Annotated in this window: 15 protein-coding genes; 12 read left to right on the plus strand and 3 right to left on the minus strand. The window is 38.9% G+C overall.

Annotated features, from left to right (window positions below):
- Positions 1-39 precede the first annotated feature (39 nt).
- Positions 40-918: a cytochrome aa3 quinol oxidase subunit II gene (gene qoxA / locus CZ382_RS14415; protein WP_088051890.1), complete on the minus strand. Its 879-nt coding sequence runs from the start codon at positions 916-918 to the stop codon at positions 40-42.
- Between the two features lie 630 nt (positions 919-1548).
- Here qoxA and CZ382_RS14420 point away from each other — a divergent pair.
- The 5 genes from CZ382_RS14420 (at position 1549) to CZ382_RS14440 (ending at position 5850) form a co-directional block, all read left to right on the plus strand.
- Positions 1549-2454, plus strand: coding sequence for a F510_1955 family glycosylhydrolase (locus CZ382_RS14420; RefSeq protein ID WP_088051891.1), 906 nt, complete (start codon positions 1549-1551; stop codon positions 2452-2454).
- Positions 2455-2470: 16 nt separating this feature from the next.
- Positions 2471-3202: a cytochrome c biogenesis CcdA family protein gene (locus CZ382_RS14425; protein ID WP_088051892.1), complete on the plus strand. Its 732-nt coding sequence runs from the start codon at positions 2471-2473 to the stop codon at positions 3200-3202.
- 11 nt (positions 3203-3213) lie between these two features.
- Positions 3214-4617 carry a sensor histidine kinase gene (locus CZ382_RS14430; RefSeq protein ID WP_088051893.1) on the plus strand — a complete coding sequence of 468 codons (1404 nt, stop codon included), beginning with the start codon at positions 3214-3216 and terminating at the stop codon, positions 4615-4617.
- Positions 4595-5263: a response regulator transcription factor gene (locus CZ382_RS14435; RefSeq protein WP_088051894.1), complete on the plus strand. Its 669-nt coding sequence runs from the start codon at positions 4595-4597 to the stop codon at positions 5261-5263. The genes CZ382_RS14430 and CZ382_RS14435 overlap by 23 nt, the downstream gene beginning before the upstream one ends.
- A gap of 353 nt (positions 5264-5616) precedes the next feature.
- Positions 5617-5850, plus strand: a complete 234-nt coding sequence (locus CZ382_RS14440) for a DUF2933 domain-containing protein (protein ID WP_140392737.1) — start codon at positions 5617-5619, stop codon at positions 5848-5850.
- 119 nt (positions 5851-5969) lie between these two features.
- On the opposite strand, the gene CZ382_RS14445 is transcribed toward CZ382_RS14440, so the two are convergent.
- The gene (locus CZ382_RS14445; RefSeq protein WP_088051896.1) at positions 5970-6086 is read right to left on the minus strand and encodes a YjcZ family sporulation protein; all 117 of its coding nucleotides are present in this window, start codon (positions 6084-6086) and stop codon (positions 5970-5972) included.
- Between the two features lie 359 nt (positions 6087-6445).
- Here CZ382_RS14445 and CZ382_RS14450 point away from each other — a divergent pair, with 359 nt between their 5' ends.
- Positions 6446-8614 carry a heavy metal translocating P-type ATPase gene (locus CZ382_RS14450; RefSeq protein WP_088051897.1) on the plus strand — a complete coding sequence of 723 codons (2169 nt, stop codon included), beginning with the start codon at positions 6446-6448 and terminating at the stop codon, positions 8612-8614.
- Between the two features lie 160 nt (positions 8615-8774).
- Here the strand turns inward: CZ382_RS14450 and CZ382_RS14455 are convergent, their stop codons facing one another.
- Positions 8775-9590, minus strand: coding sequence for a ZIP family metal transporter (locus CZ382_RS14455; protein WP_088051898.1), 816 nt, complete (start codon positions 9588-9590; stop codon positions 8775-8777).
- Between the two features lie 258 nt (positions 9591-9848).
- Here CZ382_RS14455 and CZ382_RS14460 point away from each other — a divergent pair, with 258 nt between their 5' ends.
- The 6 genes from CZ382_RS14460 (at position 9849) to CZ382_RS14485 (ending at position 15599) form a co-directional block, all read left to right on the plus strand.
- Entirely contained in the window at positions 9849-10559 is a 711-nt protein-coding gene (locus tag CZ382_RS14460; protein ID WP_088051899.1) for a cytochrome c biogenesis CcdA family protein, read from the plus strand.
- Positions 10560-10665: 106 nt separating this feature from the next.
- Positions 10666-11367: a response regulator transcription factor gene (locus tag CZ382_RS14465; RefSeq protein WP_088051900.1), complete on the plus strand. Its 702-nt coding sequence runs from the start codon at positions 10666-10668 to the stop codon at positions 11365-11367.
- 1 nt (position 11368) lies between these two features.
- Complete coding sequence (locus tag CZ382_RS14470; RefSeq protein WP_088051901.1) at positions 11369-12745, plus strand: sensor histidine kinase; 1377 nt, start codon at positions 11369-11371, stop codon at positions 12743-12745.
- Positions 12746-12754: 9 nt separating this feature from the next.
- Positions 12755-12961: a hypothetical protein gene (locus tag CZ382_RS14475; protein WP_088051902.1), complete on the plus strand. Its 207-nt coding sequence runs from the start codon at positions 12755-12757 to the stop codon at positions 12959-12961.
- A gap of 369 nt (positions 12962-13330) precedes the next feature.
- Positions 13331-13915 carry a class I SAM-dependent methyltransferase gene (locus CZ382_RS14480; RefSeq protein ID WP_088051903.1) on the plus strand — a complete coding sequence of 195 codons (585 nt, stop codon included), beginning with the start codon at positions 13331-13333 and terminating at the stop codon, positions 13913-13915.
- 118 nt (positions 13916-14033) lie between these two features.
- Entirely contained in the window at positions 14034-15599 is a 1566-nt protein-coding gene (locus CZ382_RS14485; RefSeq protein ID WP_088051904.1) for a multicopper oxidase family protein, read from the plus strand.
- The last annotated feature ends 25 nt before the right edge of the window (positions 15600-15624 follow it).

The raw sequence follows: 15624 nt of genomic DNA on the forward strand, positions 1-15624 counted from the left end.
TTAACTAATTAGTCATTTACTTTCCTGGCTCTCAAAGAACTAATTTGTTTCATTTTTTCCTTCGGACTTTTCATCAGGTGTGCTAGCTCCATGATGTTCACTAGGAGGAGGTGAAAAGCCCAAATGAGTTCCAGTAAACGTTAATTGTCCAAGATGAGCCGGTTCCAACAACTTGTTGAATTTTTCTTTTGTAAGCGGCTTTGCAGTAGCTTTAATTTCGTTTACCCATGTTTCATATTCATCCTGGGGAAGTGCCTTAACGTTGAATGTTTGTTCGGCAAAACCTTCACCAGTGAACATAGCGTTTCGGCCCATATATTCTCCTGGGTACGTAGCTGCCAAATTCAATGTGTTTATCATACCGGCCATTCCGTATTTCTGTCCGGCAAGTTGTGGAATCCAGAAGCTGGACATCGGACCGTAGGCATAAATTTTAAATTGAATTGGTCGGTTTGTTGGGATAAACACATAGTTTACTGTTTCAATATTTTCTTCAGGATAACTAAAATGCCACTTCCAGTTGGACGATGCTGCATAAATAACCAAAGGTTCCTGGTTCTCATATCCTTCTGGTACTGTTTCGACTTCATATGTACTTTTAACAGTGACAATTGAAAGGAAAATGACAATTAAAATAGGTATCCCTACACAAATGGTTTCAACAATTTTGTTCCCTTTAATATGCGGGGGTTCATAGTCTTTACTTTGTTTTGACTCACGGTATTTTGTCAGCATAACTATTAAAAGTACAAAAACCGCGACGACAATAATCATCATTGTCCAAATGGATATCATAATAACATCAGATAACGTGTTGGCTTGGGGTCCTTTAGGATCTAAAACTGTTAATGGTTCACACCCAGCTAGCACTGTTATTGCAATGATAACCATACTTAACAAGGTTAATTTCTTTTTCATGCAATATCTCCTTCCTTTTTGGATGAATTGTTTAAATGGTTGGTGTGAGATATATCACAACAGATACACATATGATGTTAAGGATCTATAATGTGAGTTTCAATATGATGTGATTTTTTTCACTTATTGTTCAAAAGAAATTAAAGAATTTATGACGACTTTATGTGTTTTCTGTGGAGTTTGTGAAGGTGAGAATCTCAAAGATTGACGATAGTATACAACTATTAAACATCGAAAATGTGTCTATTTTTGGATAAATGTGCCCGGTGTACAGGACTGCAAGGGAAAGCCGATCATAATAGGAGTATTACCAAAACAGAAGGGATGTACTTTATGAGTTTACCTTGGCAACATAGGCGTGGCTCTGCATTTCTGCGGGGAGTAGGTTATGATGCAAAGTATATAATGAAGCATATTCAAAAGAGAGAGAATTTAAGGGAAGCATAGATTTTATTGCCTTATTTAACTATTCATTTAAACACAACCCATCATTTCTCAAAAGTAAGATATATAATTTTTCATCCAAACAGATTCTGCACAAAAACTTGATATTTATCCTATATGCTAGTCGCAGCAACTTCTTTTAGCAACAGAAAGGGAACTTTAAAATTAACGGAGGACATAGTACAGATGATGAAAAAAGCAATGATTATTGTAACTCTTGTTGCAGGATTATTCGTAGCTGGTTGCAGCAGTAGTGAGAGCAAAGAATTTGAGGTTTCGTTTGATGGCAGCGTGGACCATGTTCATGGGATGGGCTATGCTGGTAGCGACAAAGGATTATATTTCGCTACACATACAGGCTTAAAAATATATCGTGATGGGGAATGGCTGGAAACAACGAAAAATTTAAATGACTACATGGGGTTTAATGCAGTTGATGAAGGATTTTATACATCTGGACATCCCGGTGAGGATTCCGATTTACCAAATCCGATTGGGATCCAGCGGAGTTTCGACGGTGGAAAGACATTAGAAAGCGTGAAATTTGAAGGAGAGACTGATTTTCACGGAATGGCTGTAGGGTACAAGAGTCATGATATCTTTTTAATGAATCCAGGGCAAAATTCGGAGCTGGAACAAGGCTTTTACAAGAGTACCGATGATGGAAAGTCATGGAAAAGTGTCGGCGCACAGGGTCTAGAAGGGGAATTGTTCGCTTTGTCCATCCATCCTTCTGATTCAAAATTGGTTGCAGCAGCTACAACAGCCGGTGTCTATTTGTCAAAAGATGGTGGGGAAAGTTTTCAACTGCTTACAGATGCAGCCCAAGGTACAGCGGTATTTTTTAATGAAGAAAGTTTATATTATGCCAGCTATAATAGTGGACCGTCTTTAGTAAAATATACGATTAAAAATGGTGAACAAGAAGAACTACTATTACCTGATTTGACAGAAGATGGGCCAGTATATATTGCTCAAAATCCCCAGGACAATCAACAGTTTGCGATATATACAACAAAGGGACAGGCATTTTTATCAAATGATAATATGAAATCTTGGGAGCAAATTTTAGTCGATGGAAAAGTAAAATAAGCGAGCTGATTTAAAAATGTTTGATTTGTTTAATCGAATTAGCAGTACATTGAGTGGTCCAATTATGGATATTGCATATGGATTGGAACAGCTGCCATTGTTGTTTGCCTTCTTTCTCGGTGTTGTTGGTGCAGTTGCACCATGTCAGCTTACCGGTAACATTAGTGCTATTACCATTTATGGAAATAAATCATTAGTCGAGAAAGTACCTTGGGTTCATGTATTCTGGTTTATTTTCGGCAAGATTGTCGTCTTTTCTGTATTGGGTCTCGTGGTATGGTTGCTGGGGCAGGGGATTTACAGTACGCTAGTGCAAATATTGCCGATATTGCGAAAAGCAATTGGGTCGCTCCTCCTGGTAATTGGGTTATTTATGCTTGGTTTGTTCCGCTGGAAACGGACATGGCGTATTTTTCAACTTCCGCAGCGGGCCTTTGGTAACAGTTGCCTGGGTAGTTTCCTGATGGGAGTTAGCTTTACACTTGCCTTTTGTCCAACTATGTTTGTACTATTTTTATTGACCCTAATGCCTATCGTTCTCGTATCATCATATGGAGTAATTCTGCCATCCGTATTTGGAATTGGCACATCTCTTCCATTACTAATTGTTATTTTTCTTATTTGGTATTTTGGCGCGAGTGGAGCGATACTAAAGAAAAGTAGAAAAATTGGCGCAATTACTCAGAAGGCAGCAGGGCTGCTGCTCATTGTGATAGGTATTTTTGATACATTAACTTATTGGGTGTAAAGAGGTAGGCTATGTTTAATAAACTTTCATTTAAAATCGGATTGCTATTTTTTGTGTTTATTCTTGTGTTTGAGTCATTCTTGTTTTTAGCATTATATACGAATCTGGCCAATGAACGAATTGATGAAGTGATGGAAAGCACGTTAGCCCGCGGGAATACACATCGAGACGTCTTAGAAGATAATTTTAATAGGTCAACATTGGAACATGTAGGCATTATGGAATCTGTTTCTGCTTTTGTAGTTATCGTAACGGACGAGAATGGTAATGTCATCGTTTCGTCTGATCCAATTAAACAGGAAATGATGAACGTGATGAAACGCACTAGAAATAATTCTATACCCACCGAGGGTAAAATTGTTGAAGACCGTTGGAAACAGAAACAATATATCGCAACTGAAAGTCCAATAACAATTAATGGTGAGCTTCAGGGAAACGTATTTATGTTTGCCAACACAAATACCGTAAAAAAGATTGTTGATCAGCTCGGGCTTCAGTTTGTGTTCATCGGTCTTATTACAATAGTGCTAACGATTATTGCCATCTTTTTTCTAACCAGGTTTATTACCCTACCGATCATCAAAATGAAGGAAGCAACGGAACAGCTTAGCAAGGGCAGAAACAAGGTTGAGCTGCATACGGAGCGTAAAGATGAACTGGGAGAATTAGCCGAATCGATCACCAAATTGTCAAATGATCTAGAACAGTTGAAAACCGCAAGAAATGAATTTTTGGCAAGCATCTCACACGAGCTCAGGACACCCTTAACCTATATAAAAGGCTATGCTGATATCATTAATCGGAAAAGTACGTCGAAAGCAGAAATTAAGGAGTATACGGCAATTATACGTGATGAAACAGATCAGTTGTCCGAGCTAGTTAAAAATTTATTTGAACTTGCTAAAATGGATCAAAATAAATTTTCCATTATTCGGGAAGATGTCAACCTATGTGACCTAATTAAATCTGTAGCAGACCGGATTCAACCGGTGTTTGCGGAAAAAAATATAATGTTCTCTGTCCATTGCCAGGAAGATATTATCGCTTTTGTTGACCCGGAACGATTTCAGCAGGTTCTGATCAATATTTTGGATAATGCCAAAAAACATTCTTCCATAGGTGACCGGATTCTTTTGGAAGTAAGAGAGACTACACATGAATTACATATCTTTATTTCCGATGAAGGGGAAGGAATACCGAAAGCTGACTTGCCATATATATTTGACCGTTTATTCCGTGTTGAGAAATCACGGTCAAGACAAAGTGGTGGAACAGGGTTAGGGTTGGCGATTGCCAAAGAAATTGTTGAATCTCATGGCGGAAGGATAGAAGTTCAAAGCAAACGGGGAAAAGGGACAACCTTTATCATTACGTTAAGAAGAGGTGAGCCTAATGAAGAAGGTACTGTTAGTTGATGATGAACAACGTATGCTTGATTTATTGGCATTGTATTTAGAGCCCCACCATTTCAATTGTACAAAAGCATTGGGCTCAGATATGGCATTGTCCTATATAGAAAAGGAAACGTTCGATATCGTGCTGCTGGATATTATGATGCCGGAAATGAATGGATGGGAGCTTTGCCAGGGAATTAGACATGTTTCAGATGTACCTATTATTATGGTAACTGCACGAGATCAGCGGGAAGATATCATAAAAGGATTGAGGCTCGGGGCTGATGATTATATTACAAAGCCTTTTGATGAAGATGAACTGGTTGCCAGAATGGAAGCTTTATTACGAAGAAGAATTCCCACGAATCGCATGGAAGTACACGGATTGTTGTGGGATGAGGACCGCTTTGAACTTACCTATAAACATCAGCCGATTAGGCTGACCCCAAAGGAATTTGCTATGATTGGTCTGTTAATGAAAAAACCGAACCAGGTATTTGCTAGGGAACAGCTGATTGAGCTGATATGGGGGTATCATTCCGATACCGACGGAAGGACAGTTGACTCGCATGTAAGGAACATAAGAGAAAAAATTAGACAAGCTGGTTTCCCAATTGATGATCATTTTAAAACGGTGTGGGGAGTTGGGTATAAGTGGGTGAATTAATCCCGGACCTCAAGCGTTTGTAACAAATTCTCGATAATTATTTGAAATCCTTCCTTTATGCTTTATATGAAGGGAGGAGTAAAACTATGAAAGCTTGTTTCTTTTGGATTGGCCACTATTTTGGTCACAGGGATTGGTAATGTTGGTTTTGCGCAAAGTGACTCGAAAGGATGAAGTTTTGATGAGATGTTTCCATCTATGCAAGAGATGCATCCAGAAATTGGTCAAAGGGTCAAGAAGAAATGAAACAGATGTATCAGAATTGCCATGGTTCCGATAGACCCGAACAATGACTCAATTGTAATATTAAATATAGGGGGGGTAAATCTTCAAATTCTTTATGGATTTGTATGATGGAGGTGTGTTCAACGGATTGGGGTTTTATATTACTTCTTCTAATCTGTCCACTCATGATGTTGTTTATGATGAAAGGGCTTATTCATGGCGGCCATCACAATCATGGGAAACATAATGATGCAACCGAACCGCTGCAGCCTTCCGATGAAGTTGACAGACTTGACAGCTATAAGGTTAAACAATTGCAGAAAGGAGTGGAGCTCTTAAAAAGCCAAAATGAATCATTTTAGGCAAACCCGCCGCCGTTATATCCAGCTCCAATAACAGGTGCGCCATATCGGTATCTTCCACAACAACATCCGAAAATCATATAAAATTCCTCCTTACCATTCAAATTTTTATTTTTATCTTAATATCCATACCCAACATAGGCTACTCCTACAATAATCAATAGGATAAACAGCACAATGATTAAGGCAAAACCACCACCATAACCTACACCTGCTCCAGCAACAGCCTCACTCATTCATCAACACCCCATGATCGTTTACAAACAATATATGTGAAGAATCAACGATTGTTAGGGACATTACCCCAAGTTTTTGATATTTCTGGCCATGGGTTTGTTTTATAAAACGGTTATCGTTTGGGAAACTTAATGGTGGGAAATATATTTATAATAAACTGGGTGTTGTTTCCAATTAACTTCATAAATCGTTAAATTTGCATTTAAATCGTAAAGCAATTATGATTAGGTTGTTTGTAAAATGCATTACGGGGGTATAGTATAATGAAGCACTGTTAAGAAGGGTCTACCAATTTAGGAAATAAATGTAAGGGAAATTAAAAAACTATTTTTCCGCGAAAAGAAAAGGAGAGATATAAATGACAAATCATGAAAAAAAATCACACAATCACAGTGCACACCACGAACATGACCACAATCATCATGAGCATAGTCATCACGATCATTACAGTCATGGCAATCATGAACAGCACAATCATGCTAATCATTCCCATGATCATCATGAGCATAGTGCACATGAAGGACATGGGAATGGAGGTCATGGTGGTGGTCACAGGCACGGGAGCCATGGTCATCACGGCCATCATGACCACGGGGATATGGTGAACGATTTCAAAAAAAGGTTTTATATTTCCCTGATTGTCACCATTCCAATCCTGGTTTTGTCACCAATGATACAAAGTTTTATCGGAGTTGATTGGCAAATCCCATACAATCAGTATATTTTATTTGTACTTGCTACTTTTATCTTTTTCTATGGCGGCTGGCCGTTTATTACTGGCGGGATTAGTGAGTTAAAAGACAAAAATCCCGGCATGATGACGCTGATAGGTCTTGCTATTCTAGTCGCGTATGTATACAGTTCCCTTACCGTATTTGGTTTGGAAGGAAAGGACTTTTTCTGGGAACTTGCTACATTAATCGACATTATGTTATTAGGACATTGGCTTGAAATGCGATCTGTCATGGGTGCATCTAATGCACTCGAAGAACTTGTTAAGCTCATGCCAAATGAAGCCCACAAATTAGATGAAAATGATGAGGTAAAGGATATCCCGGTATCTGAGTTGAAAAACAATGATAGGGTTCTTGTAAAACCAGGTGAAAAAATCCCTGTCGATGGAACAATCGTTGATGGTAAATCAGCAATAGACGAATCTATGCTTACCGGAGAATCCGTACCCGTGGAAAAAAATAAAGGCGATGAGGTAATTGGTGGTTCGGTAAATAAGGAAGGATCGCTGACAATACAGGTTGAAAAAACAGGCGAGGATTCATACCTTTCTCAAGTGATAACACTAGTTAAGGAAGCACAAGAGTCAAAATCGAGAACGCAAGATATTACAAACCGAGCAGCTAAATGGTTATTCTATGTTGCCTTAGCAGCAGGTTTTATCACATTGTTCGTTTGGTTACTATTAGGGTATCCATTTGATGTTGCCCTTGAGCGCATGGTCACAGTAATGGTTATTACCTGTCCACATGCCCTTGGTTTAGCCGCACCACTGGTTATAGCAGTTTCGACATCAATTTCTGCTAAACATGGCCTGCTAATCCGTAATCGTACCAATTTTGAAGGGGCAAGAAACTTGAATGCAGTTGTTTTTGATAAAACAGGAACACTGACAAAAGGAGAATTTGGTGTTACAAACATTGTACCAAATGAAGGCAATCAGGAAGAAGAAGTTCTGAATTGGGCAGCAAGTTTGGAACAAAATTCTGAGCATCCAATCGCAACTGGTATCGTAAAATCGGCAAAGGAAAAAGAAATCAAACTTAAAAAAATAACCGATTTTGAATCGATTACCGGTAAAGGAATTCAGGGAACAATCGGTGGTAAAAAAGTAAATGTGGTTAGTCCCGGCTATGTTACTAGCCAAAACATGGCATATGATGAGAAATTATTTAACGAAATGTCAGAAGAAGGGAAAACAGTTGTATTTGTTTTACTGGACGATGAATTGGTTGGCATGATTGCCCTAGCTGATATCGTTCGGGAAACGGCGAAAGAAGCTATTGCTGCCCTTAAGGAAAATGGTATCCATTCGATCATGTTAACGGGTGACAATAAAAAGGTTGCAAACTGGGTTGCCAAACAACTGGATATTGATGAAGTATATGCAGAAGTTTTACCAGATAAAAAGGCAGATCAGGTGAAGAAGATTAAAGAAAAAGGCTGGAAAGTTGCAATGACCGGTGACGGAGTAAATGATGCACCAGCACTGGCAACAGCTGATTTAGGTATCGCAATCGGCGCTGGTACTGACGTGGCTATGGAAACAGCCGACGTTGTTTTGGTCAAAAGCAACCCGAAAGATGTTGTCTCGTTAATCGATCTATCGAAAAAAACATACCGGAAAATGATTCAGAATCTATGGTGGGCAACGGGGTATAATATTTTGGCAATACCACTTGCGGCCGGTGTATTAGCCCCACTTGGCATTGTGTTGAGCCCAGCCGTTGGTGCTGTATTAATGAGTTTAAGTACGGTAATTGTTGCAATAAATGCGAAGTTGTTAAAAGCATAAATTCAATGTATTTACACCTGAAAGAATTAACAAAAGAAGCGGACCCGGGATGTTGGGTTCGCTTCCTTTTTATGGTTACATTCTTGATTCAAACCCGAATTTGGATGGAGATTATCATGTAGATTCCAGATAAAAACAAATGCTATCGTTTTTGTTGGCGTTATCCAAGCGCTACATCCAAAATCATCATCACAGTGAAACCGACCATTAATAACATGGAGGCTAAATCTTTATTCCCCTCCTCCTGAGAGCCAGGAATTACCTCTTCGGTAATGACAAAAATCATCGCCCCTGCTGCAAAGCTTAGGGCGTATGGTAAAAGTGGTTGGACAAAGGTGACCGCTAACACCCCTATAATAGCTGCAATTGGTTCCACCATACCTGAGAACTGTCCATAGAGGAAACTTTTTCTGCGAGACATACCATCTCTAAGGAGTGGCATCGAAACCGCAACACCTTCCGGAAAGTTTTGAATGCCTATCCCTATTGCAAGAGCTATGGCCCCAGCTAATGATGATGAGGGAAAATCAGCTGCTACAGCCCCAAAAGCAACCCCGACTGCTAAACCCTCGGGTATGTTGTGTAATGTGATAGCAAGGACTAGCAATGTACTGCGTTTTTTCTTTTTCGGTTGAATCCCCTCCGCTTTTTCCATAGGTGAATTCGGGTGTAAGTGGGGAAGTATTTTGTCAACTCCCCATAGAAAGCACCCACCTAACATAAAACCTATCGCCGCTGGAATCCATGCGGGTGTCTCATTTCCTTCTGCCATCTCAAGCGCCGGTGAAAGAAGGGACCAAAAACTTGCTGCAATCATGACACCACCGGCGAAACCCAACATACCATCCAAAAGTTTTTGATTGAATGTTTTTGTTGTGAATACCAAAGCAGCGCCAAGTGCAGTCATCCCCCATGTAAATAACGTGGCGATGGTCGCCTGAACAACTGGGTCAAGCGTTTGAAAAAAACTTATCACCTGTTTCGTCTCCTTCCATAGAAGATGTTTATTTATATGCCTAACTAAAATATGCGCAAATGCCAAAATGTTTCATTGATAAAATATTTTAATAGTGAGGAAAATAAAAGTCAACTGTTGTATGTAGGTAAATATCGACCTGAACGAAAATTTAAATAGATTAAACCCTCACAGTTTCTCCATAATTAACTAATAAAATGGATAGACAGTGGAAACTGACATAAGGCATTAACAAATATAACACTTTGGGGGATAAAAATGGAGGACGTAACTATATTATTGGCATTTGCTGCAGGGGTGTTATCCTTTATATCACCCTGCTGCTTACCGTTATACCCGGCATTTCTATCATACATAACAGGCATGTCTGTTGATGAATTGGAAAATGGAAAAGGTTTAATGCAAAAGCGGGCACTTTTGCATACCACCTTCTTTCTGATTGGATTTTCTATTATTTTTATTGCATTGGGATTCTCCACGTCATTTTTCGGTGAACTATTTGTCTCCTATGGTGATTTAATTCGACAAATAGGCGCTGTACTCATCATCGTATTTAGTTTGGTTATCTTAGGCGTTTTTACACCGAAATTTATGATGAAAGAAAAGAGAATGAAATTTAAAGACCGGCCTACTGGATATCTAGGTTCAGGTATCATTGGTTTTGCCTATGCTGCCGGATGGACACCGTGCATGGGACCGATATTGGCGGCGGTTATTGCCTTAGGCGTTTCCGATCCGGATCGGGCTTTATTTTATATGATTTCGTATGTACTTGGATTTTCTATCCCGTTTTTCCTGATGTCATTTTTCTTGGGTAAAATGCGGTGGATAAAAAGACATAATCGCTTGTTTATGAAAATTGGTGGGATTACGATGATTGCAATGGGTGTTTTCTTGTTTTTTGATTTATTGACAAAGTTAACCTCTTATATATCGGGCAACTTCTTTAATGGATTTACTGGTTTTTAATTTTTAAAAGAACATGCATATCCAAAATAAAGAAACAGAAACTTCACAGATAATGCAAATATTTAATCTAAAATAATACTATTCCATTCAAAAATGGGGGTTGCCTATGAGAGAGAATATTCTGATCGTTGATGATGAACGGAATATGAGAAACTTAATCAAGATTCACCTATTCAGGGAGAATTTTCAAATTGACGAAGCATGCAGCGGGAAAGAGGCTTTGAAGATGGCTAATCAAAAAACATATGATTTGATGATTTTGGATATCATGTTACCAGACATCGATGGATGGGAAGTTTGTACTGCAATTAGACAAACGAAACAAATACCAATTATGATGCTGACTGCCCGAATTGATGTTGAAGATCGAGTACATGGTCTGAACCTAGGTGCGGATGATTATTTGATCAAACCATTTGCACCCGAGGAATTAATTGCCCGGGTTTATGCGCTGCTTCGCCGTAAAAGAGTAGAGCAGGAAGCAAGCTCCCACATGGCACTACACTTTAAAGACTTAGCTATTAATAGTGAAAGCAGAGAAATCATGGTTCAAGAAGTACAGGTCGAATTAACTCCAAAAGAATTCGATATTCTTTTTTTAGTAGCTAGTCAGTCTAAAAGAGTTTTTACCCGTGAAATAATCTTGGATAACATCTGGCGTCCAAGCGAATTCCGTGATTTAAGAGCTGTAGATACACATGTGAAAAATATCCGGGAAAAACTTCGTAAATCGGGGCTGTCCTACAATCCAATCAAGACAGTTTGGGGCGTGGGATACAAGTTTAATTCACCAAAGGATCAAGCATGAGATGAGCAAGTTAGTTCTAAAGCTTGGTGGGATAATCATGATTTCGTTATTGGTTGTATTATTACCGCTAGGGTATGTTGCGAATAAAATTTTTACTAATTTTTATTATAGTGAAGTTCAAAGTGAGATTGGAGAACTTTCTCAAAAGTATGCACATACAATTACTTCACTTGATGATCAAGAAATGATTAACATGTTTAAAAATCTTGCTGATTTGACCAATAAAGAAATATATATCGTAGATAATATGGGCAAAGTTATTGCAGACTCTGGTGAGCACAAAACGGATCTAACGAAAGAAGATATGAACGAGCTATCAAGCGGGCAATCTATTCAAAAAAGATTTCATGGATCGAATAAAGAAAGTACCCACCTTGGGTTAGGATATCCGATTATGAATTCTGGTACATTTCAAGGAGCTTTTTTTGTTCTTGCTTCCATAAATGATATCCAGGAACCTATTGAGAAAATAAAAGATTTGCTGCTATTGTCTGCGGTAGGGGCGTTATTCCTGGCACTTGGCATCACGTTTGTTGTCGCAAAGAAAATGTCAGACCCGCTTTTGGAAATGGAACGGGCGACAAGGGAAATTGCCAAGGGGAACCTGGACATACGTGTAGATATTTCATCTAGGGATGAAGTAGGTTCATTGGCTAAAGCAATTAACGATCTGGCATTAGAAACAAATCGATATCGCACAAACCGTAGAGAATTTTTAGCCAATATTTCACATGAATTGCGTACACCTATGTCGTATCTGAAGGGTTACGCTGAGGTACTCAAAAAGGGCCTTTATCAAACGGAAGAAGAAAAACAAGATTATTTAACGATTATTGAAGATGAAACGGATCGGTTAGTCTTGTTAATTAGTGACCTGTTTGACTTATCAAAAATGGAAGAAGGTAAAATAGATCTTCAGTTGGAAAGACTTGACCTTACGGAGGTTTTAGACACTACTCTTTTTAAGCATAAAATAGAATTGGAAAAGAAAGGATTATCGTTGCAAAAACAAATCGGTAACCATATTCCTTTTATTGAGGCCGACGGAATGCGTCTCGAACAAATCTTCACAAACTTATTAGGAAATGCAATACGATACACAAACAAAGGATATATCCATGTTAAGGTATGGAGTGCTAAGAACAATGTATATGTAAGTATTGAGGATACGGGTGTTGGCATTTCAGATGAAGAACTTGCTCTTATATTTGAACGTTTTCACCGAGTTGAGAAATCACGCTCAAGGGAGCTTGGAGGAACAGGATTAGGATTAGCTATTGTAAAAAATTTGGTTGAACTCCAGCACGGCACGATTTCGGCAAGCAGCCAAGTTGATAAGGGAACGAGGTTTCAGCTGAGTTTCCCAATAGCTGAGTAAGGAGGGAGCATGAAAAAGATAGAATGGCTTATAGCCGCACTGCTAATCGCTGCGGGTTTAATCTGCCTCACTGTTTCTGCTACAACGATTTGGGGAACCGAATCAATTGTTTCTTATTTTAAAACGTTTGTCCAGCTTTGCTTATGGACAGGGTTACCATTTTTAATTATTGGGATTGTCTATTTCATTCTCCTGCTAAAAAGAAAGGATAAATGATAATACTATACTGGTAAAAGAATGACGCAAAAGTAAGAATGATGATGTTGATGATGGGTGGTGACATGATTACAAACATAATAGTTGGCGAGGTTAAAAAATCGAGATCAAAAACCAAAAAAGTATTGTAACTCCACACTTTCAACACATTTATTCGCTATACTAGAATTGTCCTGGTAATGATGTGTATGAAGGCAACCGAAGGACAGAACTGAAGTAGCCTATACTAACTGCTTAAACCCCTTAAGCAAAAAGACCTCTTTTCTAAGGGGTCTTTTGCGTCTATTAAGGCTACAAAGGAATACAAAAATACTTTTAACAAGATGATTGCATTAATGTATAAACTAAATTTCTGAGGTGATTTACGTAATGGGGAATTTGTTTCCGAGGGTTTACGATATGGCAATGCTGCCCCTTGAACGAACTAAATTTAACAAAATTAGAAAAGCACTTGTAAGTAAAGCGTCAGGAAGGGTACTAGAAATCGGTTCGGGTACAGGAATAAATTTCCCTTACTATAGGAATGCATCACAAGTGGATGCAATTGAACCTAATCCTGTGATGAACAAACGATCGAACAAGCGTATAGAAAGTTCACGGATCCCAATTCAACCTTATTTAATGAAGGCAGAGAAACTCCCATTTGCTGACAGTACATTTGATTCCGTAGTAGCGACCCTTGTGTTTTGTACTATTCCAGAACCTGTGAAAGCAATTCAAGAAATTCAACGGGTTGGTAAGCCAGGAGCCAAAATATTGTTATTTGAACACGTAAGAATGAATCAGAAACTGTTGGGAAAAGCACAGGATTTATTGACACCAACATGGAAGAAAATATGCCACCTCAATCGTAACACATTGGAATTGCTTACGCAGGCAAATGTATCGATTAAAAAAATAGACAGACATTTTAAAGGCTTGTTTTTAACGATTGAATGCCTCAATGAAAAATAGGAGTCTAGCATTAAAGATTGAAGATAATCTGTAGGTCTATTTAGGTGATTTATGGTATCTCCATAAATTCTCAACATTTTCTTTATATACTATTCGACGGAATAGGAGGTTTAAAGAGATGAAAAAATTTTTTATGTTCATCATCGTTATCGGAATTGCGTTTTTAGCCGCATGTTCACAGCAGTCTTCGCAGACAGATGATAAGGGAGAAAAAGCGGAAAAAAATGCTTCCGAAGAAACAGTACAGGTCAAATCTATTGATACAGAAGGAAAGAAAATAAATGAAATTAACCTAACTGCAAAGGAAGTAGAATGGACATTAAGTCCTGATAAAACAATTACAGCCTGGACCTATAATGGAACAGTTCCGGGAGAACAGATTCGTGTTAAGGAAGGCGAAGTTGTCAAAGTCAACCTGAAAAATGAGCTGGATAAGCCTGTGTCCATTCATTGGCATGGCGTCCCAGTTCCAAATACGGAGGACGGCATTCCTGGTGTAACGCAGGATGCTGTTGTACCTGGGAAGACATATACGTATGAATTTGTCGCAGACGTATCTGGCACTTACTGGTATCACTCCCATCAAAATGGCGTCGAACAATTAGATAAAGGCTTATATGGTACATTGATTGTGGAACCAAAAGATGGTATTGATGCTGACCGCGATTACACGCTTGTTTTAGATGAATGGGAATCCGGTGATCACGGTGAGATGGACATGGGAAACATGGATGGCATGGAAGATATGGGAGATATGGAAGGCATGGAGGATCAATCAGGATCCGAAGAGGGCGGCATGATGGGGCACGATATGAGCTCTTACGATATTTTCACCATTAACGGAAAGACATATGAAGAAAATAAGCCGTTAAAGGTAAAAAAGGGAGAAAAAGTGAAGCTCCGTTTTGTAAATGCTGGTTACATGGCGCATAAGATTCACATACCTGTTGACTATAAAGTGACTCATGTTGATGGACAAAAAGTGAACGAGCCTGAGGTTCAGCAGTCGTCCATCTTGGAAATTGCTCCAGGAGAACGTTATGATATTGAATTTGTTGCCGATGGAAGTGGCGATTTTACCATTGACACACACGGGGAAATGGAAGGCGCAAAGGATATGAAAATGGATGTCGTCTATGAAGATGGAAATGGCAAGAAACTTGACCACGGGGAATCCGCTGATAAGGTCGATCTCACTAAGCTGGGTGAATCAGCAGAAGCACCATTTTCGCTTGACGATGAATTTGATGTCGAGTACACGATGGATCTTGGTGCAACAATGGATATGAGTAACGAAGAAATGGGAATGGCGTGGACCATAAATGATAAAACGTATCCAGATGTCCCACCGTTGAAAATAGATAAAGGGGATAAGGTCAAAGTTACGTTAACAAATAATAGTAAGGATGATTCAACACATCCCATGCATTTACATGGTCATTTCTTCCAGGTGTTGAGTAAGAATGGCAAGCCACTCGAAGGTTCACCAATTATTAAGGATACACTTAATGTGAAACCTGGTGAAACGTATGAGGTTGCATTCCTTGCCGATAACCCAGGAAACTGGTTATTCCACTGTCATGACCTGCACCATGCATCAAATGGTATGGTAATGCTAGTGAAGTATAATAACTTTGAAGGATTCTATAAAGATACAGGAAAAGTGGATAACAAACCAGAATAAAAGGTATGCGGGGATTCGCCTCGCA

The organism is Virgibacillus dakarensis, from assembly GCF_900155625.1.
Classification (GTDB): Bacteria; Bacillota; Bacilli; order Bacillales; family Amphibacillaceae; genus Lentibacillus_C; species Lentibacillus_C populi.

Excerpts from the sequence above, each read along its gene's own strand:
- CZ382_RS14465 (WP_088051900.1), top strand. The coding sequence starts at position 10,666 with ATGAGAGAGAATATTCTGATCGTTGATGATGAACGGAATATGAGAAAC.
- CZ382_RS14470 (WP_088051901.1), top strand. The coding sequence starts at position 11,369 with ATGAGCAAGTTAGTTCTAAAGCTTGGTGGGATAATCATGATTTCGTTA.
- CZ382_RS14460 (WP_088051899.1), top strand. The coding sequence starts at position 9,849 with ATGGAGGACGTAACTATATTATTGGCATTTGCTGCAGGGGTGTTATCC.
- CZ382_RS14445 (WP_088051896.1), bottom strand. The coding sequence starts at position 6,086 with ATGAGTGAGGCTGTTGCTGGAGCAGGTGTAGGTTATGGTGGTGGTTTT.
- CZ382_RS14450 (WP_088051897.1), top strand. The coding sequence starts at position 6,446 with ATGACAAATCATGAAAAAAAATCACACAATCACAGTGCACACCACGAA.
- CZ382_RS14430 (WP_088051893.1), top strand. The coding sequence starts at position 3,214 with ATGTTTAATAAACTTTCATTTAAAATCGGATTGCTATTTTTTGTGTTT.
- qoxA (WP_088051890.1), bottom strand. The coding sequence starts at position 918 with ATGAAAAAGAAATTAACCTTGTTAAGTATGGTTATCATTGCAATAACA.
- CZ382_RS14435 (WP_088051894.1), top strand. The coding sequence starts at position 4,595 with ATGAAGAAGGTACTGTTAGTTGATGATGAACAACGTATGCTTGATTTA.
- CZ382_RS14485 (WP_088051904.1), top strand. The coding sequence starts at position 14,034 with ATGAAAAAATTTTTTATGTTCATCATCGTTATCGGAATTGCGTTTTTA.
- CZ382_RS14440 (WP_140392737.1), top strand. The coding sequence starts at position 5,617 with ATGGAGGTGTGTTCAACGGATTGGGGTTTTATATTACTTCTTCTAATC.
- CZ382_RS14475 (WP_088051902.1), top strand. The coding sequence starts at position 12,755 with ATGAAAAAGATAGAATGGCTTATAGCCGCACTGCTAATCGCTGCGGGT.
- CZ382_RS14425 (WP_088051892.1), top strand. The coding sequence starts at position 2,471 with ATGTTTGATTTGTTTAATCGAATTAGCAGTACATTGAGTGGTCCAATT.
- CZ382_RS14480 (WP_088051903.1), top strand. The coding sequence starts at position 13,331 with ATGGGGAATTTGTTTCCGAGGGTTTACGATATGGCAATGCTGCCCCTT.
- CZ382_RS14420 (WP_088051891.1), top strand. The coding sequence starts at position 1,549 with ATGATGAAAAAAGCAATGATTATTGTAACTCTTGTTGCAGGATTATTC.